Genomic DNA, 17277 nt, shown 5'->3' with positions numbered 1-17277 from the left:
TTATGCCTCCTTAAACCCGACAAAAGACATCATACGTCCTGTTTTCCCTTGATCACGCCGGTGTGAGAAGAAATGCTGCTCATTGCAACTTGTGCACATCGAACTGACATGTATGTTTTCTTCTTTTAATCCTGCATGAAGTAATACGTTTTTGTTTAATGTTTTTAAGTCAATTTTGTATTGTCCTTGTGAAATCTCGGAATACACATCCTCTGTTGTAAAAGGAAGCTGTTTCACTTGATCTATGACAACATCATCTACTATGTAGCAGCAGCTGCCAATGGATGGTCCAATGACGACTTGTATATGATCGGCATCAGCGCCTTCTTGGCGAACCCATGCATCAACCATGTTGACGCCAATTTGCTTAACGGTTCCTTTCCAGCCGGCATGAGCCGTTCCAATCAGCCCAGATTGCGGCGCTAGAAAATAAAGCGGAACACAGTCAGCGAAACAAAGAGCGAGCATGATGTTTGGTTCAGAGGTGTATAAACCATCTGTTCTAGAGAGCGCTTCATCATACTGAAGACTTCCTCTTCCCTTTTGTTCCTTCGTGACTTTCATGATGCGATCCTCGTGTGTTTGGTCAGCAAACACCCAATTAGAGAGCGGCACAGCAGTAGCATCTGCAATGACTTGACGATTCATTTGGACACTAGAAGCATCATCTCCTACATGGAGTCCAGTGTTCATTGATTGATATGGAGAAAGACTAAAGCCGCCATTTTTTGTCGTAAAACCGGCCAATATCTCTTTTCCAGAACATGTCATGTTCGTCCAATCATGAATCATCATTGCATAAGGTGATTTCTGCTGAAAGGGGTCATATTTGTCTATCAAAGCTGCCTCCCACCTTTCATTCATCTCTCTTTATATCGCTCCTATTTTACCACAAGACGTGCAAAGACAGTTAGTGGGATTCATTAAATATTACACTCAAATGTGCCCTTTCTACAGGTTTTTTTTCAAATTGATATGAAAACGTAATCTTTTTACCCGAAAAAGACATTATCTGCTGAGAATGGAGAGCTTGTTTTAAGGAAAATTTGATCTATTGATTGAGGAGTTTACACGAATTAAGAAGACAAACGGACAAGTATCACATCTTCGCCAATTTTTACTATATTTCGCCACGGGACAATCATTTCCTCTTCTTTTCCGAAAAATCCCATCATTTTACCTGTACCGCCTATGATAATCGCTTGTATTTTACCGCTCGTGACATTGATATCGATGTCTCCAATGGTACCTAATTTTTTTCCGCTGGACACATCGACGACATCTTTGATTTGGAATTCAGAAATACTGATCATCTGTCCTTCCCCGCCTTTCGTTTTCTACTATAATATGTATGATGGAAAAGCAGGGAAGCAGACCAATAGTTTCTCTTATCTACAATTTACTTAAGTGAGGACGGCCGTTTTGCCACATGACTTCAACTGGACATTCAAAAAAGGAAGAAAGCAAGTCACTTGTCATCATCTGCTTTGTTTCCCCTTTATGAAAAACAGTACCTTCTTTTAATAATAAGGTGTGCTGAAAAATCGGGAGAATCTCTTCTGCGTGGTGGGTCGTATAGAGCAATGTGGGCGCATCTGGTTTTGATGCAATCAATGAGATCGTCTCCAGCACTTGTTCTCTTGCTAAGAAATCAAGACCCGTCACAGGTTCATCTAATATTAGAAGCTTCGGATCATTCATTAAAGCTCTTGCGATCAGCACTTTTTGTTTCTCCCCTTGCGAGAGGGTTTCATACGTGCGATTGGCATATTGAAACGAGCCAAATGTTTTTAATAAATCAATCGCCTTCTCTCTTATCTCATCTGTCGGTGTTTCATAAAGTCCGATGGAAGCAAATGCCCCGCTCAAAACAATTTCAAATGCATTGTCATCTCTGTGCAGCTTCTTTTCAAGACCAGCAGAGATGAGACCAATTTTCTTCCTTAGTTTTTCACCAAGCGCTTCCTTGCCAAACACATGGCCTAACACCGTCATCTCACCTGACGTTGGAAAATAATATGAGCAAAGCATATTTAATAAAGCCGTTTTCCCAGCACCATTTAAACCATAAAGCACCCAGTGTTCCTGGTCTTTCACCTGCCAGTCAATAGAACGAAGCAGCCATTTTCCATTTCGTTTTAAAGAAACATCCTTCAAGTCAAGCGACACGATCTTTTCCCCCTGAATAAAAATTCTGAATATACAAATAATAACGTCTACAGCATATCGCAAATGTTTCAATCAGTAAACCTAACGCAAAAAAGCTGCTCCCTAAAAGGAACAGCTTTTTTGCATGGTTACGAAATTTCAATTCGCACGCCTTCTTTAATATCAGGAAACGTATGCGGGGATGCAAAGACAGCTCCCGGTAATACATCATCAAACGGCTCTTGGAAGTAGATCGAAATATGGCCGAGTTCCTTAAAGTTGTCATTTGCTTTATTGCCTAAAGCAGTAATGGTATACGTTTGGTCGCCCACTTGAATCGTTCCGCCTAATTTCAGCGGCTCTTCTTCTAAGTGTTCAAACTCATGAATGACAGACATATCTCTTAATTCCTGCGGCGCTGCTGGTCCAAATAAAACAATCAGCTTATCTTCTTTAAACTGCGGGACTAAGATCCCAATTTCTTTTACGACAGATTGTGTTACCATGTATCTCGATTCCTCCTTTAATACGTTTAATACATACCGAAGCTGGCAACGTATGCGATCACAACAGATAGAACGCCTGTAATGAGACGGCTATACAAAACAGCTGGTACCCCATATTGTACCGTTTCCGGCTTTGCTTCACCAAGTGATAGCCCAACCGGGATAAAGTCACACCCTACTTGACCGTTGATCGCAAACAGTGCTGGAAGAGCAAATTGAGGCGGAATGTTTCCTAGTGCAATTTGACTACCAATCAGTACACCGATGACTTGTGCGATGACTGCCCCAGGTCCTAAGACAGGCGATAGGAACGGTAAGGTACAGACAACAACGAGCAGTAAGAGCCCCCATAAAGATCCTGCCAAAGGTGAAAGGAAATGGGCAATCAGATCACCGATTTTTGTATAATTGATAATTCCAATTAACATACTGACAAAGGCCATGAATGGAATAATGTTTTTAAGGAGCATATCAACAGAATCACGACCAGCTTGATAGAATGTGCCGGTTACTTTTCCGATTCCTCTTGAGAATCTCATGAGGAAATTCCCTTTTTCTTGACGTTCGATATTTTCCTCTTTCAATTTTGAATAGGTTTCTTTGAAATTTTCTTTGTCAATTGGGCCGCTGCTTTCTTGACCTTCTACATTCCCTTCACTATCAGATGCTTCCGCAAAGGAAATATCTTTTTCTGTGACACCTGATACGAAGATATCCTCTGTAATGTGTTTTGCAAGCGGTCCAGAAGGAGAGGATGCCAGCACATCGACAGTTGGAATGCGTTTCATTGGATAAAGTCCGATTCGCGCTGTTCCTCCGCAGTCAATGACAACACACATCATTTCATCTTCTGGTATAGAATTTTTAAAGCCATCACATGCTTCTGTCCCTGTCATTTCTGCAATTTTACGTGCAACTGGGTGAATGCCTCCTCCTGTAATGGAAACGACCTTTCTTCTTTTACCGGTTGGTTCAAGCTCTAATCCTTTTCCCCATCCGCCAGCACCTTTTGCAACAAATACTTTGTGGTTTGTCATGTCTAACCCTCCCCTATTGTGAATTCGCTTTCATTTTTCCTGCTAAGTACTTTGTGATCCATTCCGTAATGATTCCGCGAAGTAAAATGACAACGATCCCGACTAAGAAGTAACGAACAGCCAGCTCTGACATAGAGTATCCAGCTTCTTTAATCCCGTTCGCAATTCCTAAGTAGACAAACAGCTCTCCTGCGTTGGCATACGGGAACAGTGATGTTACCGGATGAACAAATGAAACAGCTGAATCATAGAATGCTGGTTTTTGTTTTTCAGGTAAGAAGCGGCCAAACGTATAAGCCATTGGGTTTGTCAAAATAAGAACGGATAAGATCGGCATTAACGTATAACGCAAAATGGTATATTTCGCTGCAAACTGAATCGCTCTATTCACTCGCTCTTCTCCAATAAACTTCATGACAGCATAAGTGAAAGTAAGTAACACAACAAGCGTTGGAACGATACCTGTAACAAGACCCATGAACTGCTTTCCGCCGGCTTCAAACATCCCGATAAAGTGCTCTCCAAACCATTGAATCCATTCCATGTTTCATCTCCCCTTTCTTAGTTCACATTTGTTATATTTTTTTTAGAAATCGAGACAAGCGCCTGCTCCGCTGCCATGGAAAGTGCTTGCATGACAGCTGGTCCCCTTTTGCGCTTTTTCAATGTTTGTTTCATCATGTGATGCTCATCAAGCACAGCCCCCACATGTTTTCCTTCATAGGAAGGCAGTTCCTTAAATTTAGACAAAATCGAGACGCCGCCCAGCACATGACACTTTTGAATGATGTATGATTCATCGACAATGATGAGCGCAATGGCTCCAGGACCAAATTTGCGCCGCTCCATTCCTGAAAACAAGTGATAGCCTTGTTTCCCTTTATAGTCGTCAATCAGTGAATCCATGCTTTTGCGGTAGTACTTGATTTGAATAAACGATAAACCATATTGCACAATCAGAATGATACAAAGTACGATTGCTAATTTTTCCATAGCCTCACGTCCTTATGATTGAAATAAGTGATCTTGTAATGAACGCAGCTTCCAGACCGTTGTGTTTGCATCAAGTTCTACATCATCATGAGATAGGAATTGCCCCAATTTGATATCTTTTTTCGCTACCACTTTTCCGCTGATTAAGCCAATTGGGATGTGGCCGTTCGCTTTCATGTCTTGATGTGTTTCAAGTACACCTCTTACGGAGTATCCGCCAATACCATCAAGTGTTTCTCCTGCTTTAATATCTCTTTTCGCCACAGCGACAGTTTCTGATACTGGTACACCAATTGGATGGATTGAAGAATCGTGTTGTAAGACTGCTTTTGCGATCGTCACTGGTGTTTCAAGGCTTGCTAAGTGGAAAGGACGATACAGTGTGTAGTGAGGACCTTTTCCAACTTTTAAGTAACGAAGCTCTTCATCTACTGGCTCAAGATCACTCTTGACGATGACAAAGACACCTGGTGCCAGTCCGTTTACATATTCAACGACTCCGAAGTTATCCAGTACGCCGCCTTGCTGTTTTTGATTTAATTTATCTGCTACATTTTCTAAATTCGCTTCTACTCCGTGCATGCCGACTTTATCAGGCAAAAGTCCTGTTGCATTACTTAATAGGTTCATTTCTGCCATCGTTTTTGTTCCGTCTTGGAATGCTGCCAGCATGTGGGCACTCATATGTTTACTATCTGCTTCAGCTTTACACGTATCTGGGTTTGCTTCTGGGAAGAATGGGTTGTTCTTACCTTTCCCAGCAACCAATACTTCAAGCCCCATTGTTTTTGCAAATTCATATAGTTCTAGCGTTGCTGCTGGTTCATCTCCAGCTGATCCAGAGTAAACAAGACCTGCATTCGTGAATAATTTATGCATGACCAAACCGATCGTAATATCGACTTCTACATTTAAAAGAACTAGATGTTTTTTTGAATTAAGCGCTTCCAAAGAAATGTTTGCTCCGACCTCTGGAACACCTGTTGCATCCACAACGACTTCCACGGAATCTGATTGAATCACTTTTCTGTAATCATTTGTGACGACCATTTGATGTGGTTTCGCATGTTGCTTGTAAAAATTCGCTGCTTTCTCAGCTGCACTAAGATGAATATCACAAACACCTGCGACAATCATGCCTGGAATTTTAGAAATTTGTGAAATGAGTCCAAACCCCATTTGGCCTGCCCCGATAATCCCAACTTTGATTGGATCTCCGCTGCGTTCTCGTGCTAACAATTGTTGATAAATTGACATCTAAATCATCCTTTCAGGTTTTCTTGCTTCACAATAGATTGCTAGAAAAATAATCTGAAACTTTTAACAAATGTTATAAAAATTAACAAAAATCTGTTTCTTGTAACATTTGTTATTTTATTTATCATTTGTTATGAACTTAGTTTATATGATGTGTCAACTTTGTGTCAAGATAAAATCGATAAAATTTTCAATCTTTTTGAGTCTAAAGACTCAAAAAAACTACCTAATCGGCTTAGGTAGTTACTTTAATAGGGCATCTCCGGTTTGTTCATCTGTAATTAACACATGAATTAATCCACCTTCTAACGCCGCCCTGATCGCTTCAATTTTTTCTTCTCCTCCAGCGACACCAATCACAAGCGGGATCTCTTTCAGTTTTTGAGGACTGATCCCCATTACCCGGTCGTTCCACGGATGCGGATACACTTCACCTTTATGATCAATAAAGTTATAACAAATGTCACCCGCGACATCTTTCGCTTGCAGGATATCTTCCTCACCACTTGTCATATAGGATTTCACCATCGTTGAATGTTGCGGAACCCCGCCTATTCCTACGACCGCGATATTTGATGATTCTCCTAATTCAATGACTTTTTTGATCGACGGCTGTCTAATGAGTACATCTTTCGCTTCTTTCGTATCAAGCATGACAGGCACATGTAAAAACTCACATTTGGATTTGAGTGCTTCTGAGCATCTTCCAATAATATAGTTGGCATGAATATCAACATCTTCATTTCCGACGCCTCCGACTAGCGGAACAAATGTCACAGACGGAAAATGCTGAACAGACGTAAGCGCTTTCGCCATTTCATGCAAGGTTGTCCCTGATGAAAAACCGATGACTTGTCCATCCTTCATGACTTTTAATAAAAAGCCCGCAGCCGCAGCTCCTATTCGACTTTTTGTTGTTTCTTGACTGAGAGATTCCACACACACGACTTCTCGCAGCCCGTATTTCCGCTCTATTTTTCTTTCTAACGAACCATATTGTTGATTCACTTCATCATGAATAATGATTTCCACGATTCCTGCTTCACGTGCTTTTGCCAAATATTTCGATATGAGCGAACGGCTAACCCCAACAGCTTCTGCAATTTTAGATTGAGTGGCGCCTTCTTCATAGTACATATGCGCAACCTTAATGAGCAGCCTTCTTTCATCATGGAATGTCATAATAACCCTTCTTTCCGCTTCTCTATTCCCTCACAAATGATATTTCAAATAACATTTGTTAAAAACAGATTAAATGAAAAAAATAACAGAGTCAATACTAGAGATGGGTTCTCTAAAAAGAATGAAAAAAGCCGCACATTAGCGGCGGCTTTAAAAAATATTTTTATTCATTTGTTTGATTGCTGCTTTTTCAAGCCTTGATACTTGTGCTTGAGAAATACCGATTTCTTCTGCCACTTCCATTTGTGTTTTGCCTTGGAAGAAGCGTTTACGAAGGATCATTTTTTCTCGATCATTCAATCTGCGCATTCCCTCTTTTAAGGCCAATTCTTCTACCCATTGTGTATCTTTGTTCCGTTCATCACTAATTTGATCCATCACATAAATCGGATCTCCTCCGTCATTATAAATCGGTTCAAACAAAGAAACAGGATCTTGAATGGCATCTAGGGCAAAAACAATTTCCTCATGAGGGACTTCTAACACTTTGGCAATGTCTTCTGCCGTTGGTTCCTTGCTTGTCTCACTAATCAGTCTCTCACGGACTTGAAGCGCCTTATAGGCAATATCTCTTAGTGAACGAGACACCCGGATAGGGTTGTTATCGCGCAAGTATCGACGGATTTCTCCTATGATCATAGGGACCGCATAAGTTGAAAATCTGACATTGTGGCTTAAATCAAAATTATCAATTGATTTCATTAATCCGATACAGCCTACTTGGAAGAGATCATCAACATACTCGCCTCTGTTGTTAAAACGCTGAATCACACTTAAAACCAACCGCAAATTGCCATTGACTAGCTTTTCTCTTGCTGTATCGTCACCTTCATCTTGCAGCTGTCTGAATAATTTTCTCATCTCGTCGTTTTTCAGAACAGGCAGTTTGGAGGTGTCGACTCCGCAGATTTCCACTTTATTTCTGGACACTTTTTTCCCTCCCTACAGGAGCTGTTGTACAAAGTTCAGTATCTCCGTGGGATGGAAAAATATGCACGGTCTATAACGAGAGAGATGTGAAAAAATGGTGATCCCTTTGACAGTACAGGGATAAAGCTTTCAAAAAAATTTTTTTAGACCATCTTATTAAATTCTTTTTGCAATCGTTTAATAATTCTTTTTTCGAGCCTTGAAATATAGGACTGAGAAATACCAAGCATGTCGGCAACATCTTTTTGGGTCTTTTCTTCACCACCAACTAAACCGAATCGTAGTTCCATAATCTGTTTTTCACGATCGTTTAATTGTTCTAACGCTTTTTTCAGTAATTTTTTATCGACATTTGCTTCAATATCCCGGGTGATAATATCATCATCTGTCCCAAGTACATCTGATAAAAGCAATTCATTGCCGTCCCAGTCAATGTTAAGCGGCTCATCAAACGATACTTCTGAACGGATTTTATTATTTCGACGCAAATACATCAAAATCTCATTTTCAATACATCTAGACGCATATGTGGCCAGTTTGATCTTTTTTTCTGGATTAAACGTATTTACTGCCTTTATGAGGCCTATCGTTCCGATACTAATCAAATCCTCAATGTTAATGCCTGTGTTTTCAAATTTTCTTGCGATATAAACGACCAATCGCAAGTTTCTTTCAATCAAAATGGCTCGTGCTGTTTGATCACCTTTTGGTAATTTAACGAGCAATTCTTGTTCTTCATCCTTTGATAATGGCGGAGGCAGTGCCTCACTTCCACCAATATAATAAATCTCATCACTCTTTAGCCCTAGCTTCATGAGGAGTTTATACCAGTAGTAAGTGAGTTTAAATTTTAATTTTTTCATCTTCTTCTCCCTTCTAAATATCCAGTTGACTTCGTAAGATAAAAGACATCACAAAAAAACTACGATACCCCTTGTATCATTTTTCCGTCTAACATCTCTGGATGAATGATGGATTGAAATTCCTGATCTGCTGATAATCCACTTAGACTCATCCCAACAAAACACTTCGCTGGCTGGATCATATGCGTTTTTGTATAAAGGACGACCGTATCTGGTTTAAAGCATAGTAGAAACCCGTGATCATGACCGACTGCGCGATATGGAACGAGTCTTAAACGATCAAGCAGCGGAAAATGGTCATCAAGCTTTTGCATCACTTCAACAGGATGAAACTGTTTCATTTTTTCTATAAATGGCTCTCCGAAAATAGATGTGAGCTGATCGAGCTGGACGATCATGACAGGTGTTTTCGTCAATGGATCATACAGCTGATTTCCAGAATCGACCAGACCATTTAAGCGGATCGTTTCTCCTTGAATGTGTATCTCCACAAGTACTTGTTCGTCATATTGTCTTTTTTTCGCACCAACCTCTCCTAATCGTTTCTTTGAAAACAGCCAAATGGCCGGAAAGCCAGTGAGAACAAAAAGCCAGCTAATGGGATCACCAAATCCATCATTTTGTGAAATAAGCAGTCCATCTTGAATGACTGTATTTGTCTGCAAAAACGAATGAACCCCGATCATGCCCCCTCCCATCAAAAATGTGACAAAGTAAAAAGCAAACAGGTTTTGAAAAAAGGAACGAAATCTTTGAAAGCCAAAGGTTCCAAGCACGATCAAGACAGAAAAAAGCAGTTTGCCTAAAGGGTGCGACACAATCATTGCAAATGGCGTAAAGAGCAAGAGAACAATGCTCGATCCAATGAGAGCTCCTAACATATATCGCCTTTTTTTCACTTGTCGTTTGAGAATAAATGCCGTGAGTAAGAGCAGCAATAGATCAAAACAAAAGTTTAACAGCCAAATGACATCTAAATAAATGACCACCTTCTGCTCCTTTCATCTGAAACAAAGAATCAAAAGCAGTACTTGCACTTGTTTGTACCAGTATAAAACAGTCATCGGATGGAAGTCTGTCAATTCTTGTAGGGGATGATAGAGAACTTTTGGTGGATTGTTATCGTTTTTGTCGAGGTATGAAACAGAAAGAACATCGGAATGATTTGTTGGACAAGTGTCTCCTCTATCAATTGCACAAAAAAAGACACGCTCCGAAGAGTCGTGTCTTTTTCGCTGTCATTCTTTCTCATTGATGGTGAGTGTTCCTTCTGCCTTCTGTCTTGTGACATTTCCATAATCATCTTTGACAATGACTTCAATCACTGCACCTTTTGCTTTTGCAATAGATGTCGCCGTCCAATAGCCTTCATACGTTCCCGGTGCTACTTCACGAATCGGCAGTTCAGTTGTGTTTTGAAGTTTTGATCTAGCATTTGTCAGCGGCATATGAAGAACAAAGGTGGCATCTAGCTTTTCCCTGCTTTTAAATGAAATCTTAACCGATTCACCTGATGATAGATTCATATTCTCTTTTGGCGTTAATTCAGAAATGACAGGTGCATCATATTGTACATCGATGTCGACCTTTTTAGTCGTTTTGTTTCCAGCCGCATCTTTTGCTGTCACTTTGATTGTATTTTTCCCATTTTCAAGTAGCACCCTTGCAGAATATGCCCCATCCTTTACGGTCGCTTTTTTTCCATTGACTGTGACTTGGTCTAGATAATCATCCGCTACTTTCCCTTCCACCGTGAGTGATTCTCTATTAGACTTGTCACCTTTTTTCGGTGTATCAATGGTCAACGTCGGTGCTGTTTGATCGATGATCACCTTGACTGGCTTGGAATGTTTTGTTGAGCCTTTATCCGTTACAGTCGCCGCCGTGAAGACATGCTCTCCACTTGGAACAGATACATTTTCTTTGAAAGTACCCGACTCATCTGATTTGACTTTGGCCACCTCTTCATCATTTTGATAAATGGCCACATCGAGACCCGGAGAGGCCGTGCCTTCAATCGTCAATTCACCTTGATTTGTAATGGTTCCTGCCTTTGGAGAAGTGATTTCTGGTACATCTGCTTCATAGTTTACGAGCGCACGAATCATATAATTCCCCTCTTCTTTCGGAGAAGGAGAAAAAGCACCGCTCGTCAGCTGCCAGCTTCTTTCAGCATTAGGGCCATCTTCATCTGTGGCAAGTCCCGGAGATTCGGTATTCTTTTTCGTTTGAATATAAACAAGATAGAAATCGCCATCCACTGTAATGGCTTGATCTTCTAAATCTACTTTTGTCCATTCACCATTACGCAGTGCATTTGCTTTTAAAGGTCCTGCGATTTTCTCACCTGGTGCGCCACCCTTCCCAGAAGCATCATATACTTCAACAGCAAATTCATCGCCTCCAGGAGCTGGCCATTCTGATGTCCAAAACCGGAAAAGGCCACCTGTGACTTGTGCTTGTTTCTTTCCTTTTTCTAATGAAAACTTCACAGCCCAACCATTGCCAGGATCGTAGAAAGCCCGTGCATTTTCAGCCGTTCCATCATCATAGCCAATCTCTCCCGGAAAACCGATAAAAGGCTCAAGTTTCACTGACTTTTCAAGCGGCTTTTCCGTCACATCCGCTGTAAACGTATAGCCTTTAAACCCTTTTGCAAAAATTTTGACTGTATAGACACCGCTTAATGCCTCTAGAGAAAATTCACCGGATTCATCTGTTTTCACCGGCTCAATTTTTGCGTCCTCCACAAGATAAACAGTTGCATTCTTCACCTTTTCACCAGTTGTTTCATTGACGACCGTGCCGGAGATCGTTCGTTTCTCTAGCGGCTGTAAGGAGAAATTCGCTTCTGCTGTTTCTTTTGATGCCACTTTGACTTTTTGGGACCGTGATTCAAAGCCGTAAGCTTCCGCTTTCACTGTCCATTCTCCTGCTCCTTGAGACAGCTGATATTTCCCTGTCGCTTCATCGGTGGAAGTTGATTTTCCGCTTTCTAGAACACTGATTTGCGCTCTCATTGGAAGAGCTTGAATAGACGGAGCATCATGACTGTTTTGCTTTTGAATTTGTACATGTTTATTTTTTACTTTAGCAGGCTTTGCCTTTTTTGGATCAACTGATTTTTTATTCTGGCTTGTGGATTTTTCTTTTTTGATCACACCCAGCTGGTTCTTGGCTTGTTGAGACAAAGCCTCATCTGTGATTTTCACATCATCTAAATAAAAGCCATCTTTTGTGACACTGCCATCTGTTCTTATCTGAAACAGGACTCTCACTTTTTGACCTTTATAAGCAGATAAATCAACTTCGCCTGCTGTCCACGCATTTGTTTTTCCCGTATAAGCTGTCGCTTGAACGGCGTCTTCACCCTCTGGCTGTACATAGACATGCACATAATCATAATTGGCTTCGAGATCATGCCAGTATTGATATTGCAGGTAGGAAGAACCTGAATCTGGTACAGCAATGAGCGGCATAGACAAATTGGCGTCCGTTTTATTTTCATAAGGACTGTCTAAATTGGTGGCGTAGACATGTTCCCCGCTAAATGCTTGTTTTGGACCAGTGGACGGTATTCCCCACTGCCACGGATCTTTTGTTCCACCACTGAACCATCCACTTGGCCATGCTTCAAAATCTTGTGAGTAGCCAGTGGTGATGGATGTTTTAATTGGAAGTGTATAAGGATCTGATGCCGCTTCATTTTCTCCAAAATCTTTCACAATCCATCGGTACGTCACGTTTTCCCCCTCGAGTTCAGGGAGCTGCACCGTATAGGTTCCTTTTAAATGATTTCCATCCGTGCGGTTGGCTTTCAGCGTCTCCCATTCACCTTGATCTACTCGATAAGTCAAGGAAACATTTGTCACTGCTATCCCATCTTCTGCAGTGATGGTCAATGGGGTTGGCGTTGCAGTAAAAATTTCATTCGGACCTTTATGTGAAAAAACAGGTGGTTCTGTATCTTCTCCCTCTTTTGTCACTTGGCCTTCAATCGTACCGATTCCATTGGTTAAAGCAGTAATCGCCTCTCTTGCATCAACTAACCCTGCCCCATAGCCGTTGTTAGGGGATTCAGGAAATTGCTGATCTGTCAGTGGTTTCGCTGTCTCAATGAGAATTTGCTGAATTTCATCAACAGAAAGGTCTGATTGCACTTGGCGGAGAAGAAGAGCAACAGCCGAGACATGCGGACCTGCCATCGATGTACCATTCCACCCATCCTCATATCCTTTTCCCGGGATCGAAGAGCGAATGTTTACTCCTGGAGCCGCAATATCTGGTTTCATTACGCCATATGGAGAAGGACCCTGAAGGGAGAAAGACCCTAACTTGTTGTCCTGATCTGTTGCGCCTGTAGCAAAGGCTTCTTGATAGTTAGCGGGATTTGCAATCGAACCCGCGCCGCCTGGATTGAATAAATCGGTATTACCCGCTGAAAATTCTGGAAAGATGTCTGCTGCTCTCCAAGCATTCACTACATCTTTATACCAATCATCAAGACCTGGCCCGCCGCCCCACGAATTATTCACAACATCAGGTGCCTTTTCTGGGTGAGGATTTCCGTTTTTATCTTTCGGTGCTAAAATCCACTCACCGGCATCTAACAGATCAGCATCTGTACCGCCATCTTCTGAAAAAGCTTTCACTGCAATCCATTCTGCTCCCGGTGCGACCCCAATTTGATTCTTTCCATCTGGCTCAGAACCAACCATTGTGCCTGTCACATGGGTCCCATGCTCCAAGTCATCATAAGGGACTTCAGATCCTGTCGTGGCATCATACCAATTCAGTTCATGAGATGGTTCGTTCGGACGAGCAGGGTCAAACCCGCGGTATTTTTCTTTTAGCGCAGGATGATCCCATTCGACACCTGTATCAATACTTGCTACAACGGTTCCAGTCCCGTCATAGCCTAAATCCCACGCTTCTGGTGCATGCACCTGAGCAATATTCCATTCAACTCCATCTACTGCTTTGATTTGTTTGTTTGGCTTAGAATGCTTCAAATCAACAGGACGATGAAGTTGACGTGTTTCATTCGGTAGCACTTGAGCTACTTCTGGAAAAGAAGCAACCTTTTCCATCACTTCTTTTGTTGCCGTCACAGCTAGACCATTCACAATATAGTAGGAATGAATATCTTTCACTTGCTTATTCTTTTTTTCCTTTTGTAAATACGCTAGGAGCGCTTGCTGCGTTTCATCAGATGTTGCTCTCAGCTCAGATACAACGGCTGATCTTTTTGTGTACTGCGTTTTAGCCGCGGTTAATTTTTGTTTTTTTGCTTTTGATACAGCTTCTTTTGCTACTTTTTGTACATTCGTTTGTTCCTTCATTTTGACTAAGAAGGTCACCTTATCTTCCTTTTGAAACTGCTTCTTTAATCTCGAAGAAATCTTGGCTTTTGTTGTCTTAGAGGAAACGGCTTCCTCCTGATATGAGGTAGAAGTCGATTTTGCTTGAACCATCCCAAAGCTTGTCATCGTTAAAGTACCAATCACCAAAAGACTCATGAAACGATAGACGGCGGTTTTGCGAAACTTCACTTTCAATAAAATCCCTCCTCCTCAAATGGTCAAACAGTGTGTACCCTGCCCCTCCCCCTTCTTTTTGATCATGACAAGATTCATGGTGTTCTCATTAATGTAGTCAAATAAAGTTCAACATTTTGTCGTTTTTTGTAAAGGGAATTAAAAATGATTCTTTTGACTTAAAAAACTCAAGCCAAAACACATACGATAGATCCAAATAACACGCAGAAACAAGACTTTTATATCAATCAGACTCAGGATCTTTTCACCATGCAGACATAAAAAAACCCCTTCCAAAGGAAGGGGATGAATCGTGCTTGCTTATCGTTTGTTGCGGTTACGTAAGAACGTTGGGATATCCAATGTATCATCACTTGACTGTGTATTTTGTCTTGGTTGTGATGATGTTTGTTGATGTTCCTCACGTTTTACTTCACGCTTTTGTGGAATAGATTGATTCTGCTTTAATCCTTGTCCTAATGGATTTCTTTGAGGTTTTGTCACTTCCGGCTCTTGCTCAATAAAACCGGTTGCGATGACTGTGACCACAATTTCATCCTTCAAGTTATCATTAATGACAGATCCAAAGATCATGTTGACATCTTCATCAGAGGCTGATGCAACAATATCCGCTGCTTCTTGTACCTCATAAAGACTAAGGTTCGTACCACCAGTAATATTCATGATAACACCTTGTGCTCCATCAATCGCTGTTTCAAGAAGTGGTGAAGAAATGGCTTTTTTCGCTGCTTCAGCAGCACGGTTTTCGCCTGTTGCGACACCAATTCCCATAAGAGCTGAACCTTTGTTAGACATGATCGTTTTCACGTCAGCAAAGTCAAGATTAATTAAACCTGGTGTTGCAATGAGATCTGAGATCCCTTGAACACCTTGTCTTAACACGTTATCTGCTGCACGGAATGCTTCAAGCATTGGCGTGTTTTTATCGACAATTTCAAGCAGGCGATCGTTTGGAATCACGATTAACGTATCAACTGCTTCTTTCATAGAAGCAATCCCTTCAACTGCTTGAAGCTGACGCTTTCTTCCTTCAAATGTGAAAGGACGAGTCACAACTCCAACTGTCAAGGCTCCTGAATCTTTTGCGATTTTCGCAATGACAGGTGCAGCACCCGTACCAGTTCCACCGCCCATACCGGCTGTCACAAAGACCATGTCAGCGCCTTTTAGGACTTCTTCAATTTGTTCTTTGCTTTCTTCAGCAGCTTTTTTACCGACTTCAGGATTCGCACCTGCTCCAAGCCCTCTTGTCAGCTTAGCACCGATTTGCATTTTTGTTTCTGCTTTTGATAAGTTTAACGCCTGTGCATCTGTATTCACTGCAATAAAATCGACACCCTGTACGTCATTTTCAATCATTCGGTTGACTGCGTTATTTCCGCCGCCACCTACACCGATTACTTTAATTGATGCTAGGCCGTCTATATTTGTTTCAAACTCCAACATGCTGAATCCTCCTAATCCGTCGAAAATCTAGTTCTATTCCCAGAACATATTAAATAGTTTTTTCATTTTGCCCGGTTTTTTATTTGTCTCTTGTTGCGCTTTTTGTTTCACTTTCGGTCTTGGCTGAGCTTCTTTTACTTGTGGTGTAGAAGAAACCGGCTCCATGGACGCGCCTACTTCATGAAATGCTTCATCCGGCATTTGGAATCCAACCTGTCTGCCCTGAATCTTTGCATTGCGATAAGCAAAATGGATCAAGCCCACTCCTGTCATATATTGAGGTTCCCTGACCCCAATATAATTAGGACTTGCGATTCTTACATTGTTTTGTAGGACCGTTTGTGCCAGAGAAAGGATACCTGGTATAGCTGCCTGTCCACCTGTTAGAACGAATCCGCCAGGCAAATCATGGACACCCATATTGCGTAATTCCTCTGCCACAAAAAGCAGAATCTCTTCCAATCGCGCTTCGATGATATTGGCTGCTTCAAGTTGTGTATACGTCTGTTTTTGGTCCGTACCGATGACGGAAACTTCAAATGTCTCCTCAGACGATGCCTCATCATAGAATGCATGCCCAAATTGCTTTTTGATTCGTTCAGCTTCTTCAGTGGAAGTTCTAAGTCCTATAGACAAATCTTTTGTAATGTTCTCTCCGCCCAATGGGATACTGTGAGTAGAATAGAGATGCCCGTTTTCAAATACGGATATCGTAGTAGAGCCGCCCCCAATATCGACAAGAGCTACCCCTAGATTTTTTTCATCTTTCGATAACGCTGCTGAACCCGATGCAAGTGGTTGCAAGCAAATATCCATAATTTCAATACCAGCCCGCTCTACACATCGGAGCCAGTTATGTAGAATCGTTTTAGAACCAGTGATTAACGATCCATCCACTTCTAGCCGTACACCTAGCATTTTTTTCGGATCTGTGATCTCATCTCTTCCGTCGACGATAAATTGTCTCGGAATGACGTCTACTACGAGATGTTCTTGCGGAATAGATACTACCTGTGCAGCATCCAAGACACGTCTCACATCTTCAGCATGTATTTCTTTATTTTCACTAGACACTGCGACAACGCCGCTCGTATTCTGAATATGAATGTGGTTTCCGTTAATTCCGACTATCGCCTTTTGTAAAGGGAAACCTACCATTCTCTCAGCCTGTTCAAATGCTTGTCTAATAGAATGAACTGTTTCATCTATATCAACAATCGATCCTTTTTTTAACCCCTCTGAAGGGACATTTCCAACACCTATAATGTTAAGCGAATCATCCGCCATTTCTCCGACGATGACTTTTATATTGGATGTACCGATGTCAAGGCTGACGTAAATTTCATTGTTGTTCATT

The 17277-nt window shown here is 41.5% G+C and carries 15 protein-coding genes; all 15 read right to left on the bottom strand.

Annotated features, from left to right (window positions below):
- Entirely contained in the window at positions 1 to 864 is an 864-nt protein-coding gene (pgeF, locus tag NST15_RS07480) for a peptidoglycan editing factor PgeF (RefSeq protein WP_342498980.1), read from the bottom strand.
- Between the two features lie 212 nt (positions 865 to 1076).
- A complete protein-coding gene (locus NST15_RS07475; protein WP_008344958.1) occupies positions 1077 to 1313 on the bottom strand; it encodes a YlmC/YmxH family sporulation protein in 237 nt (78 codons plus the stop codon).
- A gap of 79 nt (positions 1314 to 1392) precedes the next feature.
- On the bottom strand, positions 1393 to 2169 hold the full coding sequence (locus NST15_RS07470) for an ABC transporter ATP-binding protein (protein WP_017367201.1): 777 nt from the start codon (positions 2167 to 2169) through the stop codon (positions 1393 to 1395).
- Between the two features lie 128 nt (positions 2170 to 2297).
- Entirely contained in the window at positions 2298 to 2654 is a 357-nt protein-coding gene (locus tag NST15_RS07465; protein ID WP_007499733.1) for a PTS glucitol/sorbitol transporter subunit IIA, read from the bottom strand.
- 26 nt (positions 2655 to 2680) lie between these two features.
- A complete protein-coding gene (locus NST15_RS07460; RefSeq protein WP_024720315.1) occupies positions 2681 to 3691 on the bottom strand; it encodes a PTS glucitol/sorbitol transporter subunit IIB in 1011 nt (336 codons plus the stop codon).
- A 13-nt stretch (positions 3692 to 3704) separates the two neighbouring features.
- Entirely contained in the window at positions 3705 to 4235 is a 531-nt protein-coding gene (locus NST15_RS07455) for a PTS glucitol/sorbitol transporter subunit IIC (RefSeq protein WP_003210918.1), read from the bottom strand.
- Between the two features lie 17 nt (positions 4236 to 4252).
- Positions 4253 to 4684, bottom strand: coding sequence for a transcriptional regulator GutM (locus tag NST15_RS07450; RefSeq protein WP_008354650.1), 432 nt, complete (start codon positions 4682 to 4684; stop codon positions 4253 to 4255).
- 12 nt (positions 4685 to 4696) lie between these two features.
- Positions 4697 to 5941 (bottom strand): SAF domain-containing protein, encoded by a 1245-nt coding sequence (locus NST15_RS07445; protein ID WP_342498979.1) that lies wholly within the window; start codon positions 5939 to 5941, stop codon positions 4697 to 4699.
- A gap of 243 nt (positions 5942 to 6184) precedes the next feature.
- The gene (locus tag NST15_RS07440) at positions 6185 to 7123 is read right to left on the bottom strand and encodes a sugar-binding transcriptional regulator (protein ID WP_007499742.1); all 939 of its coding nucleotides are present in this window, start codon (positions 7121 to 7123) and stop codon (positions 6185 to 6187) included.
- 150 nt (positions 7124 to 7273) lie between these two features.
- The gene (gene sigG, locus NST15_RS07435) at positions 7274 to 8053 is read right to left on the bottom strand and encodes an RNA polymerase sporulation sigma factor SigG (protein ID WP_003211879.1); all 780 of its coding nucleotides are present in this window, start codon (positions 8051 to 8053) and stop codon (positions 7274 to 7276) included.
- Between the two features lie 143 nt (positions 8054 to 8196).
- Positions 8197 to 8916 carry an RNA polymerase sporulation sigma factor SigE gene (gene sigE, locus NST15_RS07430; protein ID WP_007499746.1) on the bottom strand — a complete coding sequence of 240 codons (720 nt, stop codon included), beginning with the start codon at positions 8914 to 8916 and terminating at the stop codon, positions 8197 to 8199.
- A 59-nt stretch (positions 8917 to 8975) separates the two neighbouring features.
- The gene (gene spoIIGA / locus NST15_RS07425) at positions 8976 to 9905 is read right to left on the bottom strand and encodes a sigma-E processing peptidase SpoIIGA (RefSeq protein ID WP_017367198.1); all 930 of its coding nucleotides are present in this window, start codon (positions 9903 to 9905) and stop codon (positions 8976 to 8978) included.
- Positions 9906 to 10154: 249 nt separating this feature from the next.
- The gene (locus NST15_RS07420; protein ID WP_342498978.1) at positions 10155 to 14474 is read right to left on the bottom strand and encodes a S8 family serine peptidase; all 4320 of its coding nucleotides are present in this window, start codon (positions 14472 to 14474) and stop codon (positions 10155 to 10157) included.
- Between the two features lie 300 nt (positions 14475 to 14774).
- Entirely contained in the window at positions 14775 to 15920 is a 1146-nt protein-coding gene (ftsZ, locus tag NST15_RS07415; RefSeq protein ID WP_007499752.1) for a cell division protein FtsZ, read from the bottom strand.
- Between the two features lie 33 nt (positions 15921 to 15953).
- On the bottom strand, positions 15954 to 17276 hold the full coding sequence (gene ftsA, locus NST15_RS07410; protein ID WP_007499754.1) for a cell division protein FtsA: 1323 nt from the start codon (positions 17274 to 17276) through the stop codon (positions 15954 to 15956).
- Position 17277: the final 1 nt, after the last annotated feature.

Source organism: Bacillus sp. FSL R5-0820 (assembly GCF_038593385.1).
Classification (GTDB): domain Bacteria; phylum Bacillota; class Bacilli; order Bacillales; family Bacillaceae; genus Bacillus; species Bacillus altitudinis.
Note: the sequence above shows the minus strand (reverse complement) of the source record. Positions and strands in the feature narration are given on the sequence as shown.